Origin of the sequence: Winogradskyella forsetii (assembly GCF_013394595.1) — a bacterium.
Classification (GTDB): domain Bacteria; phylum Bacteroidota; class Bacteroidia; order Flavobacteriales; family Flavobacteriaceae; genus Winogradskyella; species Winogradskyella forsetii.
On record NZ_CP053348.1, the window covers coordinates 1,987,958 to 2,004,447 of the forward strand.

The window sequence follows — 16,490 nt, forward strand, 5'->3', positions numbered from 1 at the left end:
TATTATGATGTACGCGTTAAAAGTAAGTTTGAAACTGAATTTGAATTATTTATGCATTTTGATAGGTGTCCATTATATTTTTAGTTTATTTGTTTTCCAATCTATTGCTATGTTTACAAAAACCATCCAACAATTTGCCTTAGTCCTATTTATTTTATGTAGTCTTAGTACTTGTTATGCCCAGATTAAAGTCGGTAACACCCCAAATTGGGTGGTCAATCAGAGTTATGAGCAAAATCCAGATATCGATTTAAAGGAAATTTCATTCGGCTTACTCACCTTATTAAGCGATGAGCAAATTCATATTCCTAAAGAAGAACGTTATATCCGTATTGTTAGAAAAATTACGGATAATGTTGGTGTGCAAGATGGCTCTATGATTTCCATTAATTATGATCCCACCTATCAGCAATTGTTATTACATAACGTCACTGTGATTAGAAACGGAAAGCAGATGAACAAGCTTAATGTTAATGATTTTCAGACCATACGGCAAGAGTCTAATTCCGAAAGTTACATTTACGATGGAAGTCTCAATGCCGTAAATAATTTAGCAGATATCCGCAATGGTGATATTTTAGATATAAGCTATTCTATTAAGGGATTTAATCCTATTGTTGGGAACCATTTTTCGGGTGCCACCACGCTAAACGATTTTCAACCTGTAGGCAAAATCAACTACTATATTATTGCGGAGAACCCATTACAGTATAAAACTTTGAATTCCGAGAGTGCCCCCAAGATTGGGAGTTACAAGGGTTACAAAACATACAATTGGGAATCTACCTTAACCGAAAAGCCCCTTTTTGAAGATAATATGCCTAGTTGGTATTTACCTTATGAACACTTATTTGTTTCGGACTATAAGGATTGGAATGCCGTAGTTAATTGGGCATTGGGAATATATGAAACTGATCTACAATTATCAACGGCCTTAAAAGCAAAAATAGAACAGATCCAAAAGAATTGGGAAGATGAAGGTGATCGTATTACGGCAACCTTAAAATTTGTTCAAAATGAAATTAGATATCTCGGTTTAGAATCTGGTATTGGCGCTTATAAACCATTTTCGCCCAATAAGATACTCGAGCAGCGCTTTGGTGATTGCAAAGACAAAAGTTATCTCATGGTGACCATGTTACGTCATATGGGTATTGAGGCTTACCCTGTACTCGTTAACTCACTTTTGGGAGAATCCTTGCATCAGTTTTTACCATCTCCCAATGTATTTGATCACGTGGTTGTAAAAGTTGTGGATAGTGATAATGAGCCTTTCTTTTATGATCCGACCTTTAGTAATCAATTTGGTAACTATAGCTCAGTGTCATTTCCAGATTATGGGAAGGTTTTAGTGATTAAGGACGGCGTGTCAACATTGGAACAAATTGTAAACAATGACAAGAGTTTAGTAGAGGTTTTTGATATATTCGAATTACCAACCGTTGGCGGTCCAGCAATGTTAAGAGTTATGACGTCCTATAAAGGTGCTGAAGCTGATATTATGAGAAGACGTTATAAATCTAGCAGTTTATCGACCATCCGCGACGAGTTTAAAAGCTATTATGACAACCTTTATAATGGTGTAGAAGTTATAGAAGATCCTACATTTGATGATGATAGTATTTATAATAAAATAATTGTAGAAGAGTTCTATAAAATCAATGATATATGGGAGCCACTGGTTGGCAATGAGAAAAATATAGCTGTAAATTTTGCACCATACAGTATTCTAGATGTTTTTCTCTCCCCTAATGAGAAAACTCGAAAAACACCTTTTGCGCTATTTTATCCCACACACAAAAAACATAATATTACCGTTAAGCTACCGAATCGCTGGGGTGTTGAGAAAGATAACATCAAAGTGAACTCTAAAAGTTTTGATTTTTCGATGGCCAGTAAATTGGATGGATCGGGAAGGACGCTTTATCTCAACTATGAATATCAAAATAAAAATAGTTTTGTAGCCCCTGAAGATTTTGAAGATTATTACTCCAAAAATAAAGCGGTTGAAAACATACTATCCTATTATATTTATATCCCTAAAAGTGAAGCGAGCAATAAACCCATTTACAATACTTTGGGCCCTGACACTGATGACCTGGTCTCAAGTATAGCTACCATATTTTATTGGGTTTTTGCTATCGTTATCATCATTGTTATTGGTCTGGTAGTCTTTGTAATTAAAAGAAATAAAAAGGGTTAAGTCATAATAGTTTTAGGTTTTAGGGCTTTGCTCTACGCACTGGGCATTCGTTTATTATTTTGATATTGAAGACTTCAGAAATCTTGTCAACTCGGTTTCGTAGAAAGAGTGTTTATTTGTTGCTGACAATGGGTATTTGACCGCTGAAGTAGATGGTTCTGTAACCAATGAAATTGAACTACCAACAGGTGGTGCTGACGGGCAAGTGCTTAAGATCGATGGCGCTGGTAACTATGCTTGGATTGATTTACCAACTGGTGGCGGAAGTACTGCGCCAAGTGTGATTACAGCTAATAGTAATTTTTATATGCGGAAGCCTTAGTTGTAGTTAATTTCCAAAATCTCAATCGTTCTTACTTCAGATCCCAGTTTAAAATCAACGGTGTCGCCCACTTTTTTACCAGTGATTGCCATAGCAATAGGCGCTACAAAGGCTATTTTTTGTTGGGTGACATCGGCTTCATCCACACCCACAATCTGAAATTGCTGCAGAATACCGTTCATCTTTAATTTTACATGGGCACCAAATCTTATTTCGTTTTTGGGTTGTTCTTTCGGGTTGATGATTCTTGCCGAGGCCATGCGCTCCAGCAATAAGCCCATTTTGCCGTCTATAACTGCCAAATCCCTTCGTCGTTGCTGCTCATCGGTAGTTTTTAAACTGCTCCGCTCCTGCTCCAAGGCTTCTTTTTCAGCTTTTAACTGCTGTATGCCATTAGGGGTCACGTAATTTATGGTGGTAGATGGCAAGGCTGCCCTTGGTGGTATAATTGGGGTTTCTTCCTGATCGTCTTCTTTTACAAATCCTCTGCTCATAGTTTTCATTTGATACAACTAAAGATACAATAATTCAGGCATTTTAATTTTAGGTCATCTTTTATCGTGATTGATTGACAGCCATTTTAAGTATTTGAAAATGTTGGACGTCTTAATATGCCTTGGCTTTGACTATAGTGAATTTAACATACTCAGAACCAATGGGATTATTTCATGACTTTAATTGAAGCTTCTTATTTTTACGCTATCTTGCAAATTAGTTAATTAATAATTTATAGTATCAAAGCAGGTGTTGATTACTTGCTTGGGTCTCATAGCACAAAATTAATCCTATCGAAAATAAAAAGCTCACCTTAGAATCCCTCTTAGAACTAGATTTCAATACCATAATATGGATAGCGGCACCCGTTATGTTCGCCCTCGTCGCTCTTGAATACTATCTGTCCGTAAAACAAAAAAGAAAATTATATCATGGCAAGGATTTTTTGGCTTCTGCCACTATAGGCTTTGGCAATCTGTTTGTTAATGCTTTAACCAAAGTTGGTATATTTTATATTGTAGTAATATGCTATAATTTAACACCATGGCGTATTCCGCATACTTGGTGGTCCTATCTGTTGTGCTTTATATGCCTAGACTTAGTTAGGTATTGGTCGCATAGAATTTCTCACTTCCAGCGATTTTGGTGGTCAACGCATGTGGTGCATCACAGTTCGGAATATTATAATTTTTCAACCTCTTTTCGGTTGTCTTGGGTACAAAATCTTAAGATTGTATTCTTTTTGCCTGTTATAATGTTAAGTTTTGATCCTGTTGTGTTTATTATAGTTCACCAATTGGAGATTCTTTACCAATTTTGGATCCACACGGAATATATACGTAAACTACCACAACCTATTGAGTATGTTTTTGTAACGCCATCGCATCATCGGGTGCATCATGCCACAAATGAAGATTATATTGACAAAAATTTTGGTTCTACCTTAATTATATGGGATCGTATGTTTGGCACCTTCAAAGCTGAAAAAGAACAGGCCATATATGGTATTACAAAGCCAGTAAATTCATTTAATCCTGTTTATTTGGTATTTCACGCTTGGGGTGATTTATTAAAGGATATTTGGAAGCGCCCTAAAATGACTTGGCAGATCCTTTTTGGAAGCCCTACGCTTTGGGAACGTGAGCAAATGGTATCTAAAGACAAGAAGCGTACAAAGAATGAGTAAGCTATTTGCTTTAGGTTAAAATGAACGAAATCCATTATCTCGGAATGTAGCAATGAAAATTAAGCCTATAAAACTACTTTAGCCAAGCTTGAATTCACTGTTAAGCCTCAGAGTCGTTGGGGAGTTAAAAAAGATAACATCAAATTGAGCTCTAAAAATTTTGATCTTTCGATGGCCAGTACGCTGGATGGATCGGGAAGGACGCTTTGCCTCAACTATAATATCAAAATAAACATAGCTATGTAGCCCCTGAAGATTTTGAAGCCTATTACTCCGAAAATAAAGAGGTTGAACAAATACTACCCTATTATAGGGTTGTCTTTAAAATTAAAAGAAATAAAAAGCGCTAAGTAGTTATTGTTTTAGGGCTTTGCTCTAGATGGCCAATGAAACCCTCGGACGCCCAACTTCCTGCTTTTTGTAAAATCTAGTCTAGTTGATTAGTTTACTACAATAATTAGCAATGAAAACTACATATGATGGTTAATTTTGTAGTATGAAATTCACGAGGTATTTTTCAAAGGTTTTAAAAGAACAAGGGACTCCGAACATCAACGTTGACCACTACCAACGGCTGCTAAATATTATTGTATTGGAGAATAAAATTGATTTATTATATAAATTGCAAAAGAGCAATCATAGTAGACGTGGAGAGCGTATGTATCAACATGATATCAGTAACCTTCAATCGATATTAGATAGGCTAACCATGGAGAACAAGCCCGAAAACCTTTTGAAATATATGCTCAATGCGTCGCGATTTGAAAATTAACTATATTTGGATATGTGTTACGGAAAAGCATTGACAAAGTCAGAGGACGAGCTAAAAGAACAGTTGAATAACCGCTACGGCATCAATTTCGCCGTGCCCTCGGCATATAAACCCTACTATCACTTGAACGGTTTTACCCATGGTACTATCTATATCATACCTATGGATGACCCAGAGCATATATGTGCTGCGTCATGGGGAATGATTCCCGATTGGGCTGCACACGACCCTGAAACCTTTTGGAGAAAATCGAATACACTTAATGCACGGTCTGAAACCATTTTTGAAAAGCCCACGTTTAAAAACTCAGCAGATGACAAACGCTGTTTGATCCTTGCCGACGGTTTTTATGAACCGCACCACGAGAACGGTGTTGCACTGCCGTATTTCTGTTATCAACCGAGTAAAACATATCCCAAAGGAGATCTCTTCATGTTTGCTGGTCTATACAACAAACTAGATACCGAACTGTACACCGCAACTATATTGACAACGGAAGCAAACCCTTTCTTTGCAGAAGTGCATAATAAAAAGAAACGCATGCCATTGGTTTTAGCGGATGACCTTTTTGAGGATTGGCTAGATGCGGGTTTAAACTCCCAAACGCTATTAGAATTGATGGATTTTGGCTTTACAAATAAGGCATTTAAAGCGCATCCGGTAAGTAGGGATCTGTACAAAAAAGGGATTGATACCAATCAACCGTATATTACCGAAGCGGTCGATAAAGGCACTTTGTTTTAGTGTACTGTCATTTAAAATCCTAAATGATATTGCGTGTTGCCTGAATTTGTGCGTTGACGTTTTATAGAGTCCTTTTTAATGTAATGTTGTTTATACTTACCAGCAATGAGCTACGGTTAATCCTTTTTTGAAAGTGAAAATTTACCGTGTACTTTACCAAAAAAAGCATCTTTTAACCTTCGGTATTTATCTAAATGATAGAGATAGCTTCTTCGGTAACTTTCATGTTCAGTGATGTAGGTCATATCGCATTGTGTGTCTTCGCATTCTGCAATATCCATTCGAGAGTGTGCATATTTTAAAAGGGCATTTAGTAAGGTTTCATTTTCAGTTTGCTTCTTTTCAAATCGCTCTATGATTTCATGCTCTTCCAGATTATTTTTTAAACCTTTATTACAAATATCGATAAGGTTATTGAGCTCCTTTTTAATGTATTTTAAATGATTGATCCAGTTATCCAATTCCATCGTATTGATTTTGTGGGTTACATCAATACTGGTATCGTGATCAAATATGTCTGTATTTGGAGTTTCCATACGTTTAAATTTTATATTATTATATCTATACCACTATAGGTTTCTTGTTGTTGAACCTTAGCAATGGTAATTTGCTGTATCCCATTCGGGAAATCCCATATAATGGAATCTCCCTCTGAGTAACCGATTAAAGCCGATCCCATTGGTGTTAGTACAGAAATTTTGTTGTTTTTAACATCTTTATCTATTGGAAAGACCAATTTCACTGTTTTTTCTATGCCATTATTAAAGGCTACCGTTACTGTTGAGTTAAACCGTATCACATCTTTGGGCATATCTTCTTCATTCACTATAAGTGCTGTTTTTAGCTCTTCGGATAAATTCATTAAACACTTCTGAATTTCTTGGTTTTCAGCATAACCAGAAATGTTGAGGATACGTTTTAAATAGACATACTCCTTCTTTTCTAATACTAAACTTCCGTACTTCATGTCTTTAATCTTTTAAATTTTTATGGAAAAATCCCTCGTTGTATGTATGCTTTTTCAATGCGTTCAATAGCGATACAAAATGCTGCTGTACGCATATCAACACCTTCTTTTATTGAATAGTCATAAACTTTATTGAAAGATTCTTTCATCTTTTTATCTAGCTTGACCATAACTTCATCCAACTGCCAAAGCTCGCCGTTTCGGTTTTGGAGCCATTCAAAATAACTGCCAACGACACCACCTGAATTGCATAAAATATCTGGTATTATGGTGATCCCTCTTTCTAATACTATTTTTTCTCCTTCTACATTTGTTGGACCATTAGCCCCTTCAGCGATAAGACTTGCTTTTATTCCTGACGCATTTTCTTTAGTAATCTGATTACCTAAAGCTGCAGGAATACAGATGTCACAATCTAAGGTGAAGAATTTGTCTTTATCTACAGACTTTGCATTTGGAAAATCCACAATACGCCCTTCATTAATTTGGGTATATTTAAACAAATCATCAACCTTTATCCCTTTTTGGTTTTGAATACTTCCGTAAGCATCTTGTACGGCCACTAGTTTAGCACCCTCTTTTTCCAAGAAATGTGCTGCCCAATAACCAACATTACCAAAACCTTGAACGATAAACGTCTTGCCATCTAGACTTTTATCATTTTTATCAGCCCAAAATTTAATGGATAAATACACGCCATAACCTGTTGCTCTATCACGTCCTTCCAATCCTCCACTTCCGTCTGGTTTCCCTGTAACGACGTGCTGATTTGCTGTGCGCTCTGCCGGTGGACGCGTACTCATATACGTATCTGCAATCCATGCCATAGTCTGGCTATTGGTATTGACATCTGGTGCAGGAATATCGTGTTCCGGTCCGATATTGTCTGCCAATGCAAATGTGAAACGTCTTGTGATTCGCTCTAATTCGTTTTTAGAATATTTTGTAGGATCTAGTTTTATACCCCCTTTTCCGCCACCATAAGGCAATCCTGCCAATGAGGTTTTCCAGGTCATCCACATGGCCAAAGCTCTTGCTGCATCAATATCCACAGTGGGATGGTATCTTAAACCACCTTTGTAAGGCCCTAATGCGTTATTGTGTTGCACTCTATATCCTGTGAAAATTTCTACTTCACCATTATCCATTTTTACTGGGAAATTCACAACGATTTCATTGTTGGTAATGCTTAAAATTTTTCTGATGTTTGGATGAAGGTTAATTTGGTCCGCAGCACTGTTAAACTGCTCCATAACGTTATCCATCATACCTCTTACGGGTACTTTTTTGGTTGTTTTTTTCAAATCTGCTGTTACTATTGTCATTCTTGGTATATTTTAAATAAAGCTTTATTGTTTTAAAATTTTCTTCTATTGGTAAATCTGTAGGGACTTGTTTTAATAGTATCAAATCTCAATTTATTTTGTTTTGTCCTTCGATTTATGAATTCGTTTATTATGTTCTTAATTTTCATTTTATTCATTTTTTAGTTTTTGTTTTTTAAAGTCACAATGAGCACAATTCATTTGCTATTAATTTCCCAACTATTATACTGTTAGTTTTAATTGTACCCAAAGTGACTATTTTTCATATTACAATAATGGTCTTGTCAATAGACTTTCTTAATTAAAATATCTATTTATAATGGACCTCTCATTGTATTTCTGAGTAATATATTTTTTTCGCGATGCGCTATCGGATTTTTTAGGTCTTGAATTTTTGCATGTTATCGCTGAAATAATTGCATTATAAATCATGATCTTAATTATTTAAATGTTAAACTAATTCTATTTTTTGCTTTAAATTTTCTTGTGGGTTTTGCACGGGCTCTAGTATGCTCGATTCCGTAATATCTTGGTCATAATCGCTACAAGACCAAACCTTGTCTTTTTGCATTGTTAGTACGCAGTTATTGCGGTGTATGCAACTCGGACAGCTATTAATGTGATTCATATTAAAATGTATTAATGATATGCATATACCAAAAGGCAATGCTTGTGCCAAAGCCATTATAAAATTTATAAAAAACCTCAAAACCCTTATAAATAAAGGGTCTTGAGGTTTTTAAACAATCATAAAATAAATTAATAACTGGCACTTAATTACCCATACGGGTAAAATCTATCTTATCATTAAAGCCAAAAATTATCGGTTCCAAAAACTTTAAAATAAAAATTCCCTTGTAGTCATATCTACAAGGGAATTTCTTCTAAGGAAAACATATAATTTTAACTATAATACTTTAAGCTCTCCTGTTTGTATTGCATCTTCAAAATCGACCTTTACACTTCTTATGGCATTATAAAACTTGCCTCCGTCTTTAGGTTTCAAACGGATTTCTGTACTACCATCTTTGGTTAAAGCTACACTTGTAACTATAACCTCTTCACCATAGACCAATTTATCATTGGCGATGCCACCACGTTTTATGATAAAATTCTTTTTAGGGAAATTGATATGTTTAAATTCTTGCCCTGAAGGGCTGGCAATTTTAAAAACATCCCCTTTTTTCACGTCAATTTTTTTATCTTGGGCGCTTACACCCAACGTTAAAAAAGCAAAAATACATACGACTATAAGTTTTTTCATTTTAAAAAATTTTAAGTTAAACATTCCATGTTATTTCTAACAATTGTTAGTAAATAAGCAAGTCATGTGCCACAAGAACTGTGTTGCATGGCTTAACTTACAACCACTTAAAAAACAGATAGTTATATGTTTTATGAAATTTAATGTGAAGTCAATCACTGGGTAAAAAAGTATCAAGTGCGTAAAATTTACCCAGTTTAATGATCCAATTTTTGACGAAGGGTTTTACGTGTAATACCTAAAATTCCTGCAGCTTTGGTTTTGTTATTTCCTGTGGCTCTTAATACTTTTTCTATGTATTCTTTTTCCACAACCTTGAGTGGTACTAAGGTATCCGCAGAAAAAGCTATGGAATGTTTTAAATGATCTGGAAGATGAGCCACATCCACAACCTTGTCGCACATAATTACAGCACGCTGAATGATGTTTTCTAATTCCCTGATATTGCCTGGCCAATTATAACGGTTTAAAATTTCTAAAGCTTCAGGTGTTATTTTCAGAAATCGGTCTTTATACTCAATTCCATATTTAAACAGAAATTTATCGACCAATAATGCAATATCATTTTTACGTTCTCTCAATGGCGCCACGTTGATTTCCACAACGGTCAATCTATAATACAAATCTTCTCTAAACGTTTGTTTTTGTATCATTTCTCGCAACTCACTATTTGTAGCTGCTATAATACGTACATCTACTTTTTCTGGCTTTGTTGCCCCTACCCGAACCACTTCTTTTTCTTGAAGTACGCGCAACAATCGTGATTGAACGGTTAGCGAAGCGTTTCCTATTTCATCTAAAAAAATAGTGCCGCCATTCGCCGCTTGAAAAAAGCCCTCTCTATTGGTTTCGGCTCCCGTAAATGCACCTTTTAAATAACCAAATAATTCTGCTTCCAATAAATTTTCTGGAATACCACCACAATTAACCGCAATAAATGGTGCTCTTGAAAATTGGCCTTGATAGTGAATGGCACGAGCAACCAATTCCTTACCGGTACCACTTTCCCCTTTAATAAAAACGGTTGCCTTATTATTTTTTACACGCTCTACAACTTGTATAACGTCGTTTATTTTTTCTGAATTTCCAATAATGTCTCCATAGGCATTACTTTTTTCTTCTGATGAATTTTTGGACGGTACCACTTGTACTTCGGAAGTAACTAAAGACTTATCCAAAGCAGATTTAAGCTCGTCTTTTGTAAACGGTTTGGTTAAATAATCGACCACTCCAGATTTAATCGCCGCTAAAGAACCTTGAACAGATGGGTAACCGGTAACCACTAATTTAGGTAATTTTGGATAATGCTCAGACACAAATTTTATAAGCTCAAAACCATCAACCTCTGGCATTTTTAAATCAGTAATCAATAAATCGATTTGTGTGTCTCGTAAAATCGTGACCGCTTCTTTAACGGAAATAGTCTTAAAAACGTGATAATTCCATGATTGTAAATGACGTTGTAGAAGTTCTAGAATATTAACGTCATCATCAACTATAAGTATATTTTCTTTGCGTAATAGCATAATTCATTTAGTCTTTTGGAAGTGTTATTGTAAAGATAGCACCTTTATCACTATTATTTTCGGCTGTTATTGTGCCTTTGTGGGATGCTACAATACCGTGCACAACACTGAGTCCTAAACCTGAACCATCACCTAGCGGTTTAGTTGTAAAAAAGGGTTGAAAAACTTTAGGTAAATCGTCTTTGGTAAAACCAGAGCCTTCATCAGAAATTTTAATAATAACATTCTTTGTCGTGCACTCTGTTTCAATGGTTACTAAACCGTTTTTAGGCGAAAAATAAATGGCATTCATCAATAAGTTGAAAATAATCTGCGTCAATTGTATAGGATCTGCTCGCAACCACAGCGCTTCCTCTTCAGTTTTAATGATATATTTTACCTGTTCTTTTTTAAATGTGGCATCTAATAATTTAATCGCATTTTTTATATGTGCAATAAGGTTGAGACGTTTCATTTGTTGAGGCATCTCACAAGCAAAGAACATTAATTTTTTAACGACTTCCCTAGAAAATATTGCATTTTTAATTATTTTATCGATATCAGAAATGGCTTTTGGATTGGATTTTAAGTCTTCTTTAAGCAGCTCTCCAAACCCAAGAATATTTGCTAAGGGCGTATTAAGCTCATGTGCAATGCCAGCTGTGATTTCACCTAAAATACTGAGGCGATCAGTATGCTCCATTTGTCGTTTAAGCGAGGCTTCGTTTTTCTGAATTTCCACGCGCTCTAAAAGGTTACCTAACTTTAGTGCGACATTATCCAATAACAATTGTTCCTCTTTTAGAAAATTAATTTCTTTGGATTTTGATGTATTCAAATGCACTACAATCTTTCCTTTTACCGCATTGAATATTTTAATATTTGAAAAGATGGTTAAATTATCTTCAGAAAAAGAATTCGTTTTAATTGAAATCGTATCACATTCGATTAGTACATCGGTTTTTTTAGGATACTGAAATGCTTTTTTGAGACTGAAGGCTATCGCTTTTATCGTATCCTCAACGAGTTCAATGTCTGTGTTTGCAATAATTGAGGACACCTCGTACAAACAAGTCAACTCTTTAATTCTTTCTTTTAATGCTTGCTCTGTATTAGTCATTATTTATTATTTCTTTGTCAAATTCAGCATCATTGATGATCTTAGTCTGACTTGTGCTGAACCTCAATATCAAATATCCTATTACGGCAGAAATTAAGGACCCAAGAAGAATGCCTATTTTGGCAGAACTTATATATTCTGGTGTAGATGCAAAAGCTAAACTAGCAATAAATATAGCCATTGTAAAGCCAATACCTGCAATGAAAGACACACCAAAAATTTGCCTTTTGTTTATATCTGATGGGATTTCAATTAAATTTAGCTTTTTAGCCAAAAATATTATGGCTGGAATACCTAAACCTTTTCCTAAAACCAGACAGATTACAATATTTATGATCAAAGGTATTTCTATCCCTACGGAACTGTCTATGATAACTCCTGCATTGGCCAATGCAAATAATGGGATAATAAAATAGGCTACCCAACCGTGAAGGTTATGTTCTAAATGTTGCAAAGGCGACTGAAATTTATTGCTCCAACTCTCTAAATCATCCATGTGTTCTATTTGTTCTTTAGATAAAATAGGCTTCTTTAATACACTTGCATTTTTTATGTTATGATAAATAGTTTCCAATTGTGAGATAAAGGTCGACGTTTCAATTTTTTGTCTTATTGGAATAGAAAAAGCTAACAAAATACCTGCAACAGTAGGATGCACTCCAGATTTTAAAAACAATAACCAAATGATAATTCCTGTGAAAAAGGTTATAAATTTAGAATAGTAACCTTTAAAAGACAATGCATATAATATAGCCAGTAGACCAAGCCCTATCAGTAACAAGGTCATTTTAATAGTGCCACTATAAAAAATAGCGATGACTAAAACCGCTTCAATATCATCTACAATGGCGAAGGCAATTAAGAAAACTTTTAAACTGATTGGCACTCTTTTTCCTAGAGCATTTAATACTGCTAACGAAAAAGCGATATCTGTTGCCATTGGTATTCCCCAGCCTTTAAACGTTTCCGGATTTTGATTTAAAAGCATAAATAAGACTACTGGAACTATGACGCCTCCTAAAGCTCCAAATAAAGGAAATGCCAATTTCTTTGCTGAGTTTAATTCGCCTATTAGCACTTCCCTCTTAATTTCTAAACCTATTAGGAAAAAGAAAATAGCCATGAGACCATCGTTTATCCAAAGTATTACTGGTTTTTTAAGCTCAAATCCTTCGGAAGTTATACCAATTTTATAATCCCAAAGGGCCGTGTAACTATCTCCAAAACCAGAATTAGCCCAAACTAAAGCTACAAATGTGCTTAATAATAGTAGAATGCCGCTAAATCCTTCAATTTTTACAAACTTTTGAAATGGCGTTAGTAATCTTTTAGGCATATTTAAATTGTTAAAGTTTATTGTTTTTCAATTCTGTAGAAGGTTACGGCCAATATAATAATACCAACTACCAAAAGCGCGTAAATTTCCATAGTGGATAATAACAGGTTAGAATTTAAAGATTTTTGAGCAATGCTCATAATATTTTTGCTTTCTGAAACTTGGATTAGTGCTAAATTATCTAAATCCTTTTTAAGCCCAATCAAGTCTTTGTCAAATAGGTTCTTTTTATCAATGTCATCGGTATGCCCTTTTTTAGATTGAGCATTCATATTCTCATTAAATCTAGTTTCTTTGGACTTTAACTTTTTGAAACCACTTTTAAAATTATTAAAAGTATGCAATTCGTTGCGCGTAAGTTCTGTTTCAGAAAATGAAGTAATGAGTGTTTCTATTTCTTTATTTGTACTTAAGGCTATTGTTTTGGAGTCCTCAGCGAGTTGTTTTTGCTTTTTATGAATAAGATTGTTCATTTTGTATATATAATCTTGAGCCAAAACACGATCATAATATACAGAGGTTACGGCATTTTGAGCTGTTTCAAAGTGTCGTTTATCCATACGGTTTGTTCCAAATATTAATAAGAAAACAGCAACTAAAGCTAAAACAATGTTTATTTGACTTGATATCGTCTTTTTTTTGGACATAGTAAAAATGTTTAAGACATCTAAAAGATGTTATATTCATAATTCTATAAATATGTGTCAATGATTGTACCTAAGAAAAGTGAAGTCCACTATGTTTTCGTAAATAGCTTTATATCAAATAATTAAAAAACATACCTCACAATTGTTATGGGTAATAATTATCCGATTGGGTAATTTTTACTCGATTTTTAATTGTGGTTAATGCACTATCCTATTGTATTATCTCTTATCTGTTTACACTAAGAACAAAAGAATTTATACCACTGCTATTTTGGCTAAAATTTTATGAGATCGTTAGCTTTGAGATGCTAATTAACATAATGCAATTCTATAAAATACAATTAAAACTTGTTACCTTCTAGATTCCAAATTGGTAAAGCAATACTGCTATTTCCTTTAAATATAATCTTTAAAGGTATTTCTGCATCTTTAATTGTTTCTTCATTGACTTCTTTACCTGTGCCGTAATTGAGTTGGGCATTATTATTCTTATTCACATTGATTACCACGACAATACGACTCCCCTTTTCTATTTTTTTACTGATTAATTTAGAGTTATCAAATGGAATTTGTGTAAATGCATTGGGTGTGAGCAGATTTCTTTGTTCTCTGTCCTTCGCAAAACTAGCTCTGCCAATAAAATAACTTAAATGAAAGTATTTACCTTCTGGCGTCAGTTGATAGACTATTACCGAATAATCCACATCTTTTTTATTGATGGCTAACTCCAATTTTCCAAAAAATGATCCATTTATAATGACATTTTCTTTTAAAGTTTCAGATTTAAAAATCAACCCATCGTTTAAATTGATTTGATCACGTTCCAAAGGCCAAGGATAATATTCGGAATTACTCATACTTTCCCTATCCTTAAAATCGACTGACATTTGAATCTCTGAATTATTTGGTTTTGATTTTAAGACATAAAATTCGTTGGTTTTATCAGCACTTAAATGAAAGATTAATGTATCGTTAGTCATGGCGCCTAAACTGGGTTTGTGCATCCAAGTATTGGTATCCATGACTTGAAAATTGACTTTATCTTTTAAAATACTAGGCTTTTCTTTAGCATTTAAAACATAATCAAACCACTCATAAATCACATTTTCTTCAATATTTAGTAATGCCGCATTATCTAATTTATAATTCCGTAAGCTTTCTTCTGGCTTGGTTTGTGCCGTCCAATGATCATAAGGCCCTACTAATAAATAATGGTTTGGATTTGTTGCGTATTTATGATGCTCATTGAAATAATACATGGCGCCTCGTTGTGAGTCGTCATAATACCCTGTAATGGTTAAAATAGGTATATCAATTTTTGCAAACTCTTGTTTGTACGGAATCATTTTTTTCCAATAGTCATCATAACTCGGATGTTGTATATAGGTACTCCATAAGGTGTTGACTTGCCCATCTAAACTATCTAGCTTGTTAAACGCCACGCCTGTTTCGTACCAGGTGTTTTTTAAGGTGTTCCAGCGATTAAAATCTTGCGAAGCTTCAAAATCTAAAAACTTATTGTTAGTGACATAGAAATTCCATGAATACGAATAATTGTGTAGGATATTGTTTTCCATTGGATAATCAATTCCTGGAGCAACAGCTACCATGGGTACAATGGTTTTTAATGCAGGATGCACTTTGTGTTTCATAGAAGCCCATTGTGTAAAGCCATTGTAACTACCACCATACATGGCTACTTTTTGATTAGACCACGATTGTTTACTTATCCAATCAATCACTTCATACACATCTGTGTGTTCATATTCAAGAGGTTTGATGTTGCTTTTACTTAATCGTTTTCCTCTTGTATTTGAAATAACACCATTATAGCCTTTAGATGCTGCTAACATCGCACTAACTTCATTGGTTCCTGCGTAAATAGAAGACACTAATATGGTTGATTTTTTAGGTGTTGCATGTCCTTTTCGCTGTATTACTACTATGGAAACTTCGGCACCATCTTTCATAGGAATTACAATACTATCATTTACGACATATCTCCGTTTATGATCTTGTTTAATTTCATTAAAGTATATTGCTCTAGTTTCTGAAAATACCGTTTTTAAAAAGTACTTTTTTACTAAATCTATAGCTGTAGGCTGTGATATCTTTTCAGATTTAATATTACTATACGAATTATTAAAATTACTAACGTAATAATCAGTTGGGTCTCTAACTATCAGGAATTTATCTAAATTAATAACTTGTATATCATCAGCATTCTTTACGTATTTGTTGTAAGCTTTCGTAAATGTGTCTTTGAAGTTCGCAGATAGTTTTGCCTCTACATAATGCTTGTAGACATCTAAATACTGACTTTGATCTCTTGGTGTTTCTTCTATCCTTTTTTTTATTGAAGCTAAGGCGTCTTTATATTCACCTCTTATTAACTGGAACTTAAACTGGTCTATTGCTGATAAATTTTGAGTATCACATTGTATTGCCAATTGCTGCATTTGATTAGCAAGTGCTATGGAATCAGATAGTTTTACTTGTATAAATGGTAATTCTTGTGCAAAAGAAGTCAAGCTAATTGCGAATAATACGAGTATCAGAAATGATTTTTTCATTTATTATTTTTTAAAAGTACAAATCGATTAC

Annotated in this window: 15 protein-coding genes; 5 read left to right on the forward strand and 10 right to left on the reverse strand. The window is 34.3% G+C overall.

The window, feature by feature from the left end; genetic code table 11:
* Positions 1-109 precede the first annotated feature (109 nt).
* Together HM987_RS08640 and HM987_RS08645 are read left to right on the forward strand one after the other, a co-directional pair.
* Complete coding sequence (locus HM987_RS08640) at positions 110-2,203, forward strand: DUF3857 domain-containing transglutaminase family protein (protein WP_179007073.1); 2,094 nt, start codon at positions 110-112, stop codon at positions 2,201-2,203.
* A gap of 136 nt (positions 2,204-2,339) precedes the next feature.
* Positions 2,340-2,525, forward strand: coding sequence for a hypothetical protein (locus HM987_RS08645; RefSeq protein WP_179007076.1), 186 nt, complete (start codon positions 2,340-2,342; stop codon positions 2,523-2,525).
* Here the strand turns inward: HM987_RS08645 and HM987_RS08650 are convergent.
* Complete coding sequence (locus HM987_RS08650) at positions 2,522-3,019, reverse strand: GreA/GreB family elongation factor (RefSeq protein WP_179007079.1); 498 nt, start codon at positions 3,017-3,019, stop codon at positions 2,522-2,524. The two genes, HM987_RS08645 and HM987_RS08650, sit on opposite strands and share 4 nt — an antisense overlap.
* A 371-nt stretch (positions 3,020-3,390) precedes the next feature.
* Between HM987_RS08650 and HM987_RS08655 the strand changes: the two genes are divergently transcribed.
* The 3 genes from HM987_RS08655 to HM987_RS08665 all read left to right on the forward strand — a co-directional run bounded on the left by HM987_RS08655 (position 3,391) and on the right by HM987_RS08665 (position 5,722).
* A complete protein-coding gene (locus HM987_RS08655; RefSeq protein WP_229724656.1) occupies positions 3,391-4,206 on the forward strand; it encodes a sterol desaturase family protein in 816 nt (271 codons plus the stop codon).
* Between the two features lie 496 nt (positions 4,207-4,702).
* Entirely contained in the window at positions 4,703-4,978 is a 276-nt protein-coding gene (locus HM987_RS08660; RefSeq protein WP_179007082.1) for a hypothetical protein, read from the forward strand.
* A gap of 12 nt (positions 4,979-4,990) precedes the next feature.
* Positions 4,991-5,722, forward strand: a complete 732-nt coding sequence (locus HM987_RS08665) for an SOS response-associated peptidase (protein WP_179007085.1) — start codon at positions 4,991-4,993, stop codon at positions 5,720-5,722.
* Between the two features lie 116 nt (positions 5,723-5,838).
* Here HM987_RS08665 and HM987_RS08670 read toward each other — a convergent pair whose 3' ends face one another.
* From HM987_RS08670 to HM987_RS08710, 9 genes are all read right to left on the reverse strand, one after another.
* On the reverse strand, positions 5,839-6,258 hold the full coding sequence (locus HM987_RS08670; RefSeq protein WP_179007088.1) for a hypothetical protein: 420 nt from the start codon (positions 6,256-6,258) through the stop codon (positions 5,839-5,841).
* A gap of 11 nt (positions 6,259-6,269) precedes the next feature.
* Positions 6,270-6,689 (reverse strand): GreA/GreB family elongation factor, encoded by a 420-nt coding sequence (locus HM987_RS08675; RefSeq protein ID WP_179007091.1) that lies wholly within the window; start codon positions 6,687-6,689, stop codon positions 6,270-6,272.
* A gap of 20 nt (positions 6,690-6,709) precedes the next feature.
* Positions 6,710-8,014 (reverse strand): Glu/Leu/Phe/Val family dehydrogenase, encoded by a 1,305-nt coding sequence (locus HM987_RS08680; RefSeq protein ID WP_179007094.1) that lies wholly within the window; start codon positions 8,012-8,014, stop codon positions 6,710-6,712.
* 907 nt (positions 8,015-8,921) lie between these two features.
* On the reverse strand, positions 8,922-9,278 hold the full coding sequence (locus tag HM987_RS08685; protein ID WP_179007097.1) for a hypothetical protein: 357 nt from the start codon (positions 9,276-9,278) through the stop codon (positions 8,922-8,924).
* A gap of 197 nt (positions 9,279-9,475) precedes the next feature.
* Positions 9,476-10,804: a sigma-54-dependent transcriptional regulator gene (locus HM987_RS08690; RefSeq protein WP_179007100.1), complete on the reverse strand. Its 1,329-nt coding sequence runs from the start codon at positions 10,802-10,804 to the stop codon at positions 9,476-9,478.
* A gap of 7 nt (positions 10,805-10,811) precedes the next feature.
* A complete protein-coding gene (locus HM987_RS08695) occupies positions 10,812-11,903 on the reverse strand; it encodes a sensor histidine kinase (RefSeq protein WP_179007102.1) in 1,092 nt (363 codons plus the stop codon).
* The gene (gene nhaA, locus HM987_RS08700) at positions 11,896-13,239 is read right to left on the reverse strand and encodes a Na+/H+ antiporter NhaA (RefSeq protein WP_179007105.1); all 1,344 of its coding nucleotides are present in this window, start codon (positions 13,237-13,239) and stop codon (positions 11,896-11,898) included. The genes HM987_RS08695 and nhaA overlap by 8 nt, the downstream gene beginning before the upstream one ends.
* 17 nt (positions 13,240-13,256) lie before the next feature.
* Entirely contained in the window at positions 13,257-13,886 is a 630-nt protein-coding gene (locus HM987_RS08705; protein ID WP_179007107.1) for a hypothetical protein, read from the reverse strand.
* Between the two features lie 341 nt (positions 13,887-14,227).
* Positions 14,228-16,459: a CocE/NonD family hydrolase gene (locus HM987_RS08710; RefSeq protein ID WP_179007109.1), complete on the reverse strand. Its 2,232-nt coding sequence runs from the start codon at positions 16,457-16,459 to the stop codon at positions 14,228-14,230.
* Between the last annotated feature and the right edge of the window lie 31 nt (positions 16,460-16,490).

Bases quoted from the DNA above. Each gene is read 5' to 3' on its own strand.
- HM987_RS08640 (WP_179007073.1), top strand. From the start codon at position 110: ATGTTTACAAAAACCATCCAACAATTTGCCTTAGTCCTATTTATTTTA.
- HM987_RS08650 (WP_179007079.1), bottom strand. From the start codon at position 3,019: ATGAGCAGAGGATTTGTAAAAGAAGACGATCAGGAAGAAACCCCAATT.
- HM987_RS08655 (WP_229724656.1), top strand. From the start codon at position 3,391: ATGTTCGCCCTCGTCGCTCTTGAATACTATCTGTCCGTAAAACAAAAA.
- HM987_RS08660 (WP_179007082.1), top strand. From the start codon at position 4,703: ATGAAATTCACGAGGTATTTTTCAAAGGTTTTAAAAGAACAAGGGACT.
- HM987_RS08665 (WP_179007085.1), top strand. From the start codon at position 4,991: ATGTGTTACGGAAAAGCATTGACAAAGTCAGAGGACGAGCTAAAAGAA.
- HM987_RS08670 (WP_179007088.1), bottom strand. From the start codon at position 6,258: ATGGAAACTCCAAATACAGACATATTTGATCACGATACCAGTATTGAT.
- HM987_RS08675 (WP_179007091.1), bottom strand. From the start codon at position 6,689: ATGAAGTACGGAAGTTTAGTATTAGAAAAGAAGGAGTATGTCTATTTA.
- HM987_RS08680 (WP_179007094.1), bottom strand. From the start codon at position 8,014: ATGACAATAGTAACAGCAGATTTGAAAAAAACAACCAAAAAAGTACCC.
- HM987_RS08685 (WP_179007097.1), bottom strand. From the start codon at position 9,278: ATGAAAAAACTTATAGTCGTATGTATTTTTGCTTTTTTAACGTTGGGT.
- HM987_RS08690 (WP_179007100.1), bottom strand. From the start codon at position 10,804: ATGCTATTACGCAAAGAAAATATACTTATAGTTGATGATGACGTTAAT.
- HM987_RS08695 (WP_179007102.1), bottom strand. From the start codon at position 11,903: ATGACTAATACAGAGCAAGCATTAAAAGAAAGAATTAAAGAGTTGACT.
- nhaA (WP_179007105.1), bottom strand. From the start codon at position 13,239: ATGCCTAAAAGATTACTAACGCCATTTCAAAAGTTTGTAAAAATTGAA.
- HM987_RS08705 (WP_179007107.1), bottom strand. From the start codon at position 13,886: ATGTCCAAAAAAAAGACGATATCAAGTCAAATAAACATTGTTTTAGCT.
- HM987_RS08710 (WP_179007109.1), bottom strand. From the start codon at position 16,459: ATGAAAAAATCATTTCTGATACTCGTATTATTCGCAATTAGCTTGACT.